This is a genomic window from Methanosarcina sp. UBA289 (assembly GCA_002496565.1).
Lineage (GTDB): Archaea > Halobacteriota > Methanosarcinia > Methanosarcinales > Methanosarcinaceae > Methanosarcina.
Genome location: DAKJ01000016.1, coordinates 104633 through 117696 on the forward strand (window position 1 = coordinate 104633; position 13064 = coordinate 117696).

Annotated in this window: 7 protein-coding genes; 6 read left to right on the top strand and 1 reads right to left on the bottom strand. The window is 40.4% G+C overall.

Translation table 11 applies throughout. The annotated features are described in order from the left end of the window. The first annotated feature begins 113 nt into the window (after window positions 1-113). The 6 genes from BP549_RS06030 to BP549_RS06050 all read left to right on the top strand — a co-directional run bounded on the left by BP549_RS06030 (window position 114) and on the right by BP549_RS06050 (window position 12071). Window positions 114-1064: a DMT family transporter gene (locus BP549_RS06030; protein WP_292379036.1), complete on the top strand. Its 951-nt coding sequence runs from the start codon at window positions 114-116 to the stop codon at window positions 1062-1064. A gap of 494 nt (window positions 1065-1558) precedes the next feature. Further along, window positions 1559-7216 (top strand): DUF3320 domain-containing protein, encoded by a 5658-nt coding sequence (locus BP549_RS06035; RefSeq protein ID WP_292379038.1) that lies wholly within the window; start codon window positions 1559-1561, stop codon window positions 7214-7216. A gap of 525 nt (window positions 7217-7741) precedes the next feature. Continuing rightward, the gene (locus tag BP549_RS06040; protein WP_292372680.1) at window positions 7742-8683 is read left to right on the top strand and encodes a glycosyltransferase family 2 protein; all 942 of its coding nucleotides are present in this window, start codon (window positions 7742-7744) and stop codon (window positions 8681-8683) included. Beyond that, window positions 8661-9554 (top strand): lysylphosphatidylglycerol synthase transmembrane domain-containing protein, encoded by an 894-nt coding sequence (locus BP549_RS06045; RefSeq protein ID WP_292372678.1) that lies wholly within the window; start codon window positions 8661-8663, stop codon window positions 9552-9554. The genes BP549_RS06040 and BP549_RS06045 overlap by 23 nt, the downstream gene beginning before the upstream one ends. A gap of 95 nt (window positions 9555-9649) precedes the next feature. Further along, window positions 9650-9709 (top strand): hypothetical protein, encoded by a 60-nt coding sequence (locus BP549_RS15780; protein ID WP_349680992.1) that lies wholly within the window; start codon window positions 9650-9652, stop codon window positions 9707-9709. Between the two features lie 142 nt (window positions 9710-9851). Further along, the gene (locus BP549_RS06050) at window positions 9852-12071 is read left to right on the top strand and encodes a hypothetical protein (protein WP_292379040.1); all 2220 of its coding nucleotides are present in this window, start codon (window positions 9852-9854) and stop codon (window positions 12069-12071) included. 357 nt (window positions 12072-12428) lie between these two features. On the opposite strand, the gene BP549_RS06055 is transcribed toward BP549_RS06050, so the two are convergent. Beyond that, window positions 12429-12974 carry a pyruvoyl-dependent arginine decarboxylase gene (locus BP549_RS06055; protein WP_292372658.1) on the bottom strand — a complete coding sequence of 182 codons (546 nt, stop codon included), beginning with the start codon at window positions 12972-12974 and terminating at the stop codon, window positions 12429-12431. Window positions 12975-13064 lie beyond the last annotated feature (90 nt).

Genomic DNA, 13064 nt, shown 5'->3' on the forward strand with positions numbered 1-13064 from the left:
ATTTTTGAGACTACCTTTCACAAAATATCGACTGCTAATATTTCTACTGTCTGGATTACTTTCAATACACTCAAGATAATCTTATTAAACAGAAACCCTTATTTGAAGAGTTCATGGAGCCACATCACGTAAAAGCAAATATCCAGGTAATTGCCGCATCCGTCATATACGGATTTTCAGGAATTTTTTTCATGTATATAAAGAACATGTCCGCAGGAGCTGTTGTGTTTTACCAGCTTCTTTTTGGGCTTCTTGCACTTGCAGGTTATCTGGCAGTTACCGGAAAACTATCAGGAATCAGGCTCCGGGGAAAAAGAAAAACCCTGATGCTGCTTGGGGCCCTCAATGCAGGCGCAATGGTCTCTTATTACATGGCTGTGAGCTTTACTAATGTCTCAATATCCGTACTTCTGCTTTATACTGCTCCTTTTTACGTTTTGCTGCTCGCTCCTATCTTCCTGAAGGAGAAACATAACAAAAAGAGCCTTCTTGCCCTGATTCTCTCTCTTGCGGGTGTAGTAATTGTGATCGGCCCTGAAAACCTTGTTTCTGGATCGGGAATTGAGCCAGGATATCTTGCTGGAGTGCTTATGGGCCTTTTTTCAGGCCTTTTTTACGCCTGTGTTACTATCACTTCTCGTTATCTCAGGAACGAGTATTCAGGTTTAGAACAACTTTTTATCTCAACCTTCGTAACGCTTGTATTATTACTTCCTTTTGTAAAACAGGCCTCAGTAACTGCCCTTGTTGAGAACCTGCCTGTTCTCCTCTTTCTAGGGGTAACAATCACTTCAGTGGGTTCGATTCTTTACTTTACAGGGCTTTTGCACGTCAAAGCCCAGAATGCAAGCATACTTTCCCTGCTTGAACCTGTAAGTACGATTTTTTTCGCTTACCTACTCTTAAAAGACCCTATATCCGCTGAAACCCTGCTTGGCTGTGTCCTTATTCTTTCCAGCTCTCTCCTGGCAAGCCTGGAGGAGGAAAGCAAAACCGAAAACGAACCTGTTTTCAGGGAAAAACTGCCTGCAGGTCCTGAGCTTGCTGAATGCTGGGAAAAGTAATTTGAATAGATCGAGTCCAGTAAGCTTTTTTTGAAAAAGCTTGCTCGAAAATCCCCAAGCAGTGGGGTGGTCAACCGACGTAAAGGTTGCGTTTGAGCTTGAGAGCCTTATCTCCAACTCCTAGCGACGGCGTAACCGGCGCAAAGCAAACCTTTTGAGAATAGGCATGACCTAAAACCTCTAGTAGTGGTATAATAAACTGACTAGATGTTTGCACTCAAGAGGGCTGAAGTATAACGAAAATACGAATAATCGTAATTTTTAGAAAAGCTCTAATAGTAGGGAAATAGTTCTCAGATATAACAAAGAAAATATTCTCAAATGTATTATTCTTAAGTATATTATTCTTAAAGAGCTCCTCGCAATCCGGATTTTATTTTTTTCTAATTATAGCTCTGTTTCCGGGCAAACAGGATAAAATTTATTAGTACATGTTTTATTCTATTAATCTTAAATATATTTAACTGATTGTTTCAAAAGGGCCTGGTATTCTTATGGTAGACGTAGTTAAGGAATTGGAAGCCCTGAGGCAGAATTTACTTGATCTGTCCCTTAGAAATAACCTTCTCAATTACCGCCCTTCTCAGAAAAGGACTATCTCGATCACAGGCCGGAAGCCGGAGGAAATTTACGAGCTCTTTGTTCTCCAGGAAAAATCAATGAGGTTCAGGGCAACAGCCCAGTTAAGAAAAGGCAGGAAAACTGGAAATGGGGAGGAAGGCGAAGCTTCGGAAAAGGAAAACCGACTTTTGAAAACAATAGGAAAAATCCTGGTCTCCGAAGACAAACCCCAGCCTTCCCGCTCCGAGCAGTTCCTAGAAACTCAGAATGACAGCGAGACCCTTAATAAAAAGCTCTTTTATGTCTTTAATCAGGCAAACTCCATATTTGAAGAACAGGGATATCCTGTGCTTTACCTTGCTCTTGGCTTTCTACAGTGGAGTGATAACCGATCGGCTGTAAAAAATCTGAAAGCACCCCTTCTCCTTATTCCTGTCGAACTTAAACGCATAGGAAAAGGCAGGATTTTCAGCATCCAGTGGACAGGAGACGAGATTTTTACCTCGATTACCCTTCAGGCTAAAATGAAAGAATTCGGGATTGTGCTTCCCGAATATGAAATGCCTGAGGAAGCTGCAGGAATTGAAGAATATTTCAGGGCTGTATCCAGAGAAATTCATGGGAAGAAGGACTGGAAGCTTTTACCTGAGATCTGCCTTGACCTTTTTAACTTCAAAAAATTTGTCATGTATAAGGATCTTGACCCTGCAACCTGGCCTGAAGACATGTCTCCTGCAGACCATCCCCTGGTCCAGAAAGTCTTTAACCCTGAAGGCCCTCAATGTGAGGTTTCCGGTTTCCTGGAAGAAGAGGTTGACCTGAAACTTTCAGCAAAAGATACTTACCAGATAATGGATGCCGACTCTTCCCAGATCGCAGTCATTGAAGATGTGAAAGCCGGAAAAAACCTTGTTGTTGAGGGCCCGCCTGGAACTGGCAAGTCCCAGACGATTGCAAATACTATTGCGGAACTTATTGCTCAGGGAAAAAGCGTACTTTTTGTGAGCGAAAAAATGGCTGCTCTTCAGGTTGTAAAAAGCAGGCTGGATTCGGCAGGCCTGGGAGAGCTCTGCCTGGAAATCCACAGCAACCAGACCCGCAGAAAAGCCGTGCTTGAAGAACTGCAAAAAACCCTGAATCGCGAAGCACCTGCGCCTATACGCCCTGACAGGGATATCAATGAACTCGAAAAACTAAAACATGAGCTAAATCAGTATGCCCTGTCCCTTGGGGAACCTGCTGGAAAACTCTACCCAAGCCTCTATACCCTTTACGGTATAAGGGAAAATACAAGGGCTTATTTTGAATCAAAAGGCCTGAAAATGCCTGCTTACAAATTTCAGGAGCCTGAAACCTGGGACCCTGAAGCCTGGACCGATGCAGTGGCTGTTCTGGAAAAACTTGGTCAGATCCTTCCTTTTCTTGGGGCGGTCCGAAAAAATCCCTGGTACGGCTGCGATCCAGGGCTTGTACTTCCTTCGGACTTAGGGGAAATCGAATCCCTTACAGATGAATGCGCTACGGCTTTTGATTACCTGGAAAGCGCCATAAAAAATCTTAATGACCTTTCTGCAACCTCAAAGCCCGCAACTCCTGAGGGAATTACAACCGTAATCAATGTCGCAAAATTTCTTGGGAACTCAAAACACCTGCCTGAAAAAATGCTTCAGAATTCTGAATGGGAATCTGAAAACTCAAAAACCGAATCCGATGCTCTGGTTTCAAAACTCAGACGATACATCGAGCTCAAAACTTTTGCGGAAAAAACTTTTCGCCCTGTGGTTTTTGACCTTGATACCACTAAATTTGAGGATCTTTCCAACAATTTCCTTAAATTTTTAAACCCTAAATACAGGAAGCTCAAAAAGGAGATTTCAGCCTGCTATATCTCACGAGTGCCTTTAAGGAACAGTAAGATCCTGCTTGACCTTGCCTACCTTTCCGAATATAAAGCCCTCAGACTGGAACTTGAAAGTTCGGGCGCAAAAGGCAAAAAGTACTTTGGGGATTACTGGAAAGACTTGGAAAGCGATCCTTCCCTGCTTGAAGAGTGCAGCCAACAGATAATACTCTTCCGAAAATACCTGAAAGAGGGCACTCTTACAGAAAGGAGTTTCAGGCTTATAGGATCTGGAATTGACGGCCCGATCCTCGAATCCGCTATCAGCCGTGTACTGGCGGCAAAGCAAGAATTTCTGGAGTCGCTTGAGAAAGTTGGGGCTCGCATAGGTGCAGATTTTGGGAAAATGTTCGCAAACGGCCTGGAAGCTGCAAAGCTAAATTCGTTAAAAGCCCGTGTAATCAACTGGAAAAACGAGACTTCATCCCTGGTATTATGGAGCCAGTATCTCGGATACAGGCAAGCCTGTCTGGAAACAAAGGCAGCCCCAATAATGGAAGACCTTGAATCTGGAAAAATCGCGGTTTGTGACGCGATCCCTGCTTTTGAAGGCAACTATGCTGAGATTCTCCTGAATCGTACCTTCAGGGAGAGGCCTGCACTTTCAACTTTCATCCGGGAACTCCATGAAGGCAAGATTGAAAAGTTCAGGGAACTTGACAAAAAGGTCCTGATGGAAAACAGGAACAGGATCACATGTTCGGCTTATGAGGAAACCCCTAAATTGGCTTCAGGCGCGTCAAGAGCCTCAGAAGTGGGCATTCTGCTTAACGAATTCAACAGAAAAAGAGGGCATATGCCGATCCGTACCCTAATGAAGAAAGCAGGCGGGCTGATCCAGAAAATCAAGCCCTGTTTCCTGATGAGCCCGCTTTCTATTGCCCAGTACCTTGATCCAAGAAGCACCCGTTTTGATGTTATTATTTTTGACGAAGCTAGCCAGGTCAGACCCGAGGATGCAGTTGGCGCTCTCCTTCGCGGAAATCAGGTAGTAGTAATGGGGGACTCCAAGCAGCTTCCTCCTACTGATTTCTTCGATAGCGTACTCGACTCTCCGGAGAGAGAGCCCGATTATTCCGTTACTGCAGGAGATATGGAAAGTATCCTGAATGTGTGCAAACACAGTTTTCCGGTAAAGACTCTGCGCTGGCACTACAGGAGCAGGCACGAGTCCCTAATTGCAATCTCAAACCAGGAATTTTATGATAATCGCCTCTATTTTTATCCCTCCCCCATGCAAAAAGACGAAAAACTCGGGCTGAAATTCGTGCATCTTCCGGAAGCGGTTTATGAAAGGGGAAAAAGTGGAGCCAATCGAGTAGAAGCAAGAGCCGTTGCAAGGACAGTTCTCGAACACTTCAGCAGGTATCCCGATAAAAGCCTTGGGGTCGGGACTTTTAATATTAAACAGCAGGAAGCTATCCAGGAAGAAATCGAGGCTCTGCTTAAAGTAAATCCGGTTTTTGACCTCAATTTTGGGAACGGAAAAGGTGAGCACTTTTTTGTTAAAAATCTAGAGACTATCCAAGGCGATGAGAGGGATGTTATACTGCTGAGTGTAGGTTTCGGCTTTGACGGCAACCGAAAACTCTCCCTTAACTTCGGTCCTCTAAATCGCGAGGGAGGGGAAAGACGCCTGAATGTTCTCATTACGCGAGCCCGGGAAAAATGTGTCGTTTTTGCAAATTTTACCTCAAGAGACTTAAATCTGGAGGAAAATACACCATTCGGGCTTCGGGCCCTCAAAGTCTTCCTTGAATTTGCAGAGACTGGCAGGCTTCCCTTTCCTGTAAACAGCAGAGGGGCCGTTGATTCGCCTTTTGAAGAGGCGATCTCCGATTTCCTGGCAGAAAACGGCTGTGAAGTCCACAGGCAGATCGGCTGTGCCGGATACAGGCTTGATCTTGCAGTTCCCAATCCCGCTCATCCAGGACAATATATTCTTGGAATCGAGTGTGATGGAGCAAGCTATTATTCCCTGCATGTTGCAAGAGACCGTGATCGACTGCGTCAGCAGGTACTCAAAGGACTTGGCTGGAAAATCTACCGGGTCTGGTCGACGGATTGGTACCTGCATCCAAAAGAGAGCAGGGAAAAGTTACTTGAAGCTGTGAAGGAGGCTGTAAAGCAGGCAAAAGTTAAAGCAAAATCTGAAATCGAGCTCGAGGTTCCGAAGATTAACAAACCTTCTGCCTGGGCTGAACCCGTAAATAAAAGTCCTTCAGGACAGTTTTCTAATTCCCCTGCTAATTCGGGTTTATTCACAGTTCCTGTTTTGCCTGCAGTGAGTGTGGCGAGTGAAGGAGGAGATGAACTTGAAACTCGATTTTATAACAGATCCCCCCTTCCGGAAACTTTTGAAACTGAAATTCTTCCAGAGACCTCCTTTGAAGCCGAAGCTGAAGAGTCCTATTCAGGCTCATTTTTTAAACTAGAAGAAGGACTTACAGATCCTTCAAGCATGGATTTCCTGCCAGAAATGGATACAAGAGCCAGATCGATGGCTTTAGTTGCTGACGAAAACTCCCGCAAGAAGCCTGTAAGAAGGTCAAAAAAATCAAAAGTCCTTAAATTCAGCGTAGATCCCCGTTCTAATAAAGGCGAAACCGAACTCATACCTGAGCCAGAGCCTGAGAAAGTTAGTTTTTTCCAGGCTTATCCTGAGATTGATTTCAGTGCAGGCCCTGAAAAGAAAAAAAAGCGCAAGCGAATTAATGAGTTTGAATATATCTACGGTTCAGGTGGCTATTTCGAATCCGAGTCTGAATCCGAGGAAGACAACTATGCAGACGAAGGCGACAGTTATACAGGTATATGGGATTCGGAAACTCAAATCGAGACCGAAGCCGAACCTGTAATTAAGCCTGACACAAAACAGAGAGCTCAGGTTCAGCTAATTGAGCCCACTCTCGAAGATACATCTAAGGCTGAAACTAGAACCCCTAAGAGACCTCTTTCAACCCCAGTTGAAAAAATAAGGAAATTTCCTAAGGGATCCGATACTGAAAGCTCCTTAAAATTCAGAGCATATAACACCGGATCAAGAAATGTTGAAACACCAGACATTCCGCAAAAAAAATCTGATCCAGAAATTCCACGAAAAGAGCCTGAAAATCTGTCCGGAAAGACCGATTCTTTCGAGACTGCCGTACCTCTTTACCAGGCCTGCCTTTCCTCAGGACTTCCGCAATCAAGCGATCTTTCGGAGGTTTCAGATAAGCAGCTTGAGGAGGCAATTATACGGATCATCGCAGTTGAAGGCCCCATTCATGTGCAACTCCTTTTACAGCGAATGAAATTACATGCAGGAATTCCCCGAATGCTCTGGAAAATCAAGCAGAAGATAATTGATATTGCAGTTCTTGCCGAAAGTTCCGAAAAAATCCGGGTCAAAGGAGAATTCTACTGGCCAGTTTCGGAACCTACCTGTCTCCTGCGCAGGCATGATGGAGACGCTTCTGCAAAAATTGAGTGGATCTGTGATGAGGAAATAAAAGAAGCTATTCGTTTTGTCCTGAACAGCCAGTATTCAACCCCTCTTGAAGATCTTATTGTCCAAACCTCAAGAGTACTCGGGATAAAAAGTACACGCAAAAATACCTGGGAAAGAATTGAAAAACTTATACAGGCAGGAATAGAGAATAAGGAACTGACTCTCCTGCCTAATGAAATGATTTATTTTGTTGAGTGAGAGAGGTTTTTCAGAAAATAGGATTTTCTAAAAGCTATTTTTTCGTAAAAATCTTATTCCTTATTTTTAGTTTCTATGTTATTTTCTTGTTATTTTCTTGTTATTCTCTATTTAGACTTGCTATTTTTGATTTTTCATTGTTAAATCCTAATTTTTATATAAGAGTAATTTTATTGTTTTGTAGATAAATTCGTGGAGAAGTTTTTGCTGAAAATTGAAGCTTGTGATCCCCGCCAGTAAGCTTTATTTAGGTTTATTTTGTAGAACAAAAAATCCGAGAGAAATAAAGAATTAATTTGAAGCTCACAGAAATTAGTTTTGTAAAAACTTCTATGTGGCTAAAAATATTGCTTAAAAATATTATGTAAAGAGCTTTGTTTCAATTTGCTGTCAATTTCAGTCAAATCTTCCTCTATTATTGAAACAGGGTCTAAATTAGACTTGATGAGTATAAACTTGGTTTCAGAACTTCCGTAAATCGTAATTTTACAGATAAGCTGAAGCACTGTTTAGGAGAAAACGGTAATGTCCAATAAACTGGATCTCTCAATCGTAATCCCAGTTTGTGATGAAGGAGAAAATGTAGAGGAATTATATGATGAATTGCATAGAGTTCTCTCCCGGCTGGGGAAAAAATATGAGATCATTTTCGTAGATGACGGATCTATAGATGATACTTTTAAGAAATTACAGGCAATCAAAGATAGCACAGTCAAGCTTATGAGGTTCCAGAGGAACTATGGAAAGGCTGCGGCGCTCTCATGCGGGTTCAGGAAATCAAAAGGAAATATTGTTATTACTATGGACGGCGATCTGCAGGATGATCCCAAAGAAATACCAAGATTTCTTGAGAAACTAGAAGAATATGACGTGGTTTCAGGCTGGAAGAGTAAAAGACAGGACCCTGTTTCAAAGACTATTCCCTCAAAATTCTTCAATGCGTTGACCCGGTTTATCACAGGAGTCAAAATTCATGACTTTAACTGTGGATTCAAAGGTTATAGAAATTATGTTGTAAAGAATATAAAATTATATGGAGAATTCCATCGCTATATTCCAGCTCTAGCTCACTGGAAAGGATATACTGTTGGAGAAATCGAAGTTGAACACCATCCCAGAGTTCATGGAGTATCTAAATATGGGGTTGAAAGGCTTTTTAAAGGCTTTCTGGATTTGATTACAGTCACATTTTTGAATATATACAAGAAAAGACCTCTTCACATCTTTGGAGGTATAGGCTTCTTACTGATATTCTCAGCAATAGTCATAAGCCTGCACCAGGTCTCTCTCTGGATCAAAGGCATCAGGATAGGAGACAGGCCTCTGCTAATGTTGAGCATATTACTCATGGTAATTGGAGTTCAGTTTATTTCCATTGGTCTGATAGGAGAACTGATCACAAACTCCAGAAATAACGACGATTATATTATAAAGTACGATAGCTATGAACTGGAAAACGATAGGTAAGGCTGCAGTCAGTTTGGGGCTAATGCTTTACCTTATAGCCAAACTTGACCTAAGAGCGATCTACGAGACCTTTACCCAAATGGATCTGACATTGCTTTCTCTCTCATTACCTTTTATTGCTCTGATGTACCTGATAAAAGCAAGAAAATGGCAGGCTTTGCTTGATTGTATAAATGTTCAAATCCCAGTAAGACGATCACTTGAAATAATCTTAATAGGTAATTTTTATGGAGCTCTTACTCCAGGCAGAGCAGGAGAAGTTTCAAGAGCTTTTTATTTAGATGCTGAGAGATCCAAAAGCATACCAACCGTAATAATGGACAGAATTATAGATATGATCTGTCTTCTGGTCTTGAGTGTACTATCTATAGCTTTCTTCTTTAATGATCGAAATTTAATTTATCTAATGACGCCTATGATAATGATTTTTATCGCTGGCATATTCGTTATCACAAATGAAAAGATAGTAACTTTTATTATTGGGATATTTTCAAAAAAAGATGAATTCAAAGAAAATTATATTAGAACGATAAGAGAAATCACTGGAAACAAAAAAGCTATTTTTTCTGTTTCTGCACTAACTCTTGAATATTACATATTAAATTTATTTGTATATTGGATTGTCATAAAATCCTTAAATCCCGCATTAAACAGTTTACTTACCTTTTCTCTTCCAATAGTAGTAGTTCTGGGCAATTTTCCAATTTCTATATCAGGATTTGGAGTTCGAGAATTTGTAAGCGTTACAATATTCAAACTATTAAATGAAAGTTCTACATATGGGTTCTCCTGCTCTATAGTTCTATATTTCCTGACTACATTACTACCAGCAGTGTTTGGATTCATGCTCACTTTAAGAAAAAAACCTTGAAATTTCGAGGATTTAGGTAGAATTTATAAAAAGGGATCTGGCTATTCAGGGAGCATATATGAAATTTCGTTTAAAAAAACAGTTTCGATCTTGTTATAGCAGCCAAAGTACTGGAACACCTAGAAAAACCGGAATTAGCTTTAAGAGGTTCGTAGCTGTTTCCCTGGACTATGGTTCTATGCAAAAAATAAATTATTAGCGTTCACTCACTATTGAAGTTTATCTACTATTAGAATATTATTAAATTTACTTTAAAAAACTAGAATAATAAATATTCAAAAAACGGGAGACAATTTAGTGGAACCAGGAAAAACATCTAACCCGGAAAAAAATCGAGGTTTTAAGAATAAGCATTTTTACAATTTACGGGAATATTCTCTGGCGGGAATCTCATATACCCTTTTGACAATTATTCTTACTTATCCTGTCCTGTTTAAGATAAAAACCGATATTCCTGGAACGGGAGCGGATTCGTTTCAGTGGATGAGAATCTTATGGTACACAAAAATACCAATACAGGAAGCAGACTTAGCGGCTTTTACGCATGACCATCTCCTTTTTTATCCAAACGGCATAGAATCAATGCCCTTTTCATCAGCCTTCAATCAAATGCTCTATGTATTGATTTCTCCATTTTTAGAACTACACGTCATATACACGATATTGTGGCTCTTAACCTTTATAATCGGAGCTATTGGTGCGTATCTGCTGGTAAAGTACCTTACGGATAATAAATATGCTGCTTTTCTTGCAGGACTTGTATTCGCATTCTCCCCATACCATTTTTCCAGAGGACTATACTTTTTCGGAGCAGCGACAGTTCAGTGGATACCCTTTTGTGCGCTGTATCTCATGAAAACCGTTAAAGAAGAAGGAATCAAGAATCCGATCCTAGCAGGAATCTTTTTTATTCTGGTGACAATGAGCGACCTGCAGTATTTGGTCTTTATGGGGATCTTTGCAGGGCTAGTATTTTTATACGATTTTTACCTGACTTTCAGGGCCGAGAAAAACTTCACTCTTTTAGTGAAAAAGATAGCTAAAAATTACTTCATTTTTGGCGGGGTCGCTTTTCTCGGAGTACTGCCTTTGACCATCAATGAAATACTTATTGCTCTTTCAAATCAAAACTTCTTAAAGCCAAGCATGGCTGAGATTCCCAAATTATCAAACGATTTGATGAGCTTTTTCCTGCCGTCTCATTTACATCCGTTATTTGGTCAGTTTACATCAGACTTATATTCGAATATACCGAGCTGGCCTGCTGAAAGAGTGAACTTTATAGGATATACTGTTCTGGGGCTTTCAGCCCTTGCATTCCTTAAATCAAAGAGAAAGCCTGACATAAAGTTCTGGTTAATATCTGCATTTTTCTTTACAATAATTAGCTTAGGACCCATATTACACTTTAATGGCGCATTTTCTTTCACGAACTTCAATCTAGAAATCCCACTTCCATATGAGATACTATACAATACGGTTCCCTTCCTGAAAAACTGCAGGACAGTTGGCAGGTTTTTTGTTATTGCAACCCTTGGATACTCTGTTCTCGCAGGATACGGTTTTTCGGAATTACTTAAGTATAAGCCCGATAGAAAAAAGCTTATCTTTGCAATAGTTGGTTTCCTGCTAATTTTTGAATACTTAGCTATTCCATATCCGACCGCACAGGTAAATGTTCCTGATTTTTACTATGAAATTAGTAATGATACTGATAACTATGCAATGCTCGAAATTCCGCAAGATTCTAACGCAGGATATATGGATTTTCAGTATTTGTACTATCAGACCGTCCATAACAAATCCCTTGTCGGCGGATATGCAGCAAGGTATCCGCCCAATATAAATAAGTTTCAGAGCGAAACCCCTCTTATTAAAGAACTGAAATATTATTCCCTACAAACTGAAGATATTTTACAGCAAGACGTTACTGATATAGGCACGTCAGTCTTGAACACCTATAATATAAGGTATGTTATCATCCATAAAAATCAGTTATCCAGTGAGCAGCTAGAGTTTGTAAACGATTTACTGGAAGAGACCCTTAAAACTGAACCAAAATTGTATGCTGAAGATGGGCTTATTGTTTACCGTGTACCAGATGAAACCATTCATCCCTTTATGCTTTTAGGTGACGGATGGAATCATAAGGAGAACTGGGACGGCACATCAACCCGCTTGATCTCAAACAATGCTACATTATCGGTCTATTCAGGCGATACTGAAGATGCGATATTAAAATTCCAGGCATGCAGCTTACATTCCCCAAAAACACTTGAGGTTTATAACGGCAAAACTCTCCAGAGTAAACAAAATATCAGCACTAATTTAAGCACAGTAAATATCCCAGTCACCTTAAAAAAGGGAAAGAATGTCATTCTTTTAAATATACCTGAAGGCACTGAAAGCCCATGTGACTTTCCGGAACTAAAGAATAAAAATACGAGGGAGTTAAGTATAGCAATTCAAGAGATTGAGTTAATTGATTCGCCTGCAAAGTTATTATTAAAAGGGTAATTATCGGACAGGCTCCCAAGTGGTAGAAAAAATCAAAAATTGTAGGGAGATTGGGGACAATATATTCCAGCACTAGATTTCATGAGATTGGGGAAGTCGGGATTTCTTCCCCTCAACTCAATTAAAAATAGTTATCTAAAAATTCAGTCTTTAAAAATCTGGCTTATAATAGTCTGGTTATAATAGTCTAGTTTATAACAGTCTGTTCATAATAATCTGTTTATAATAGCTGGTTTGTAAAAGTTAGGTTTCTAAAAATTTAGTTTCTAAAAACTTAATTTCCGAAAACCCAGTTTCTAAAAACCTAACTTCTTAAAGTTTTTAATTTACCTTCCTCAATTCATTTTATTTTGCGACTTATTTTGTGACGAAAACCATTGCAGCTACAACTGTAGTCCATTTTCCGTCTTTGTCGCCATTTGCGGTCTGGCACATATGGAAAGTGTCAAAAATATGTCCACTTGCCTTGTAGACCTGCTCTCTCTCATGCCAGGCCATTTCTGCGTCAAATTCTATGCCAAGGGTAGTTGCAAGCATTGTTGCTGCCAGGTCTTCAGCATATTCTCCTGCAGTAATTTCTTCTTCTCCAAAAGAGTGATGTTCTGAAATATACCCATAATTTTCTTCATTTACAGGAACTGCAGTTCCTATAGCCGAGGCCATTAAACGATGAGGCTCGTTAGTATCATTCCTTGCAAGTACACAATGGACAATAGCACCAGGTTTTAACTCTAAAAGTCCTTCTTCTCTGGGTACGAGTTTGCAATTGGGAGGCAGAATACTTGAAACACTTACAAGATTGTATTTCTCTATTTTTGCAGCCCTTAGTGCAAGTTCAAAGGATGCTAAGCGGTCTTTGTGTACCCCGGTACCCTTTGTCAAAAATGCTTTTCTTGGGATCATGTTAACTCCTTAAGGGATTTATGCGTCTTCTGTGCGGTTTCCATTGTATGAACAATCAATACACACATAGATAATTTAAAATTTTTCTAT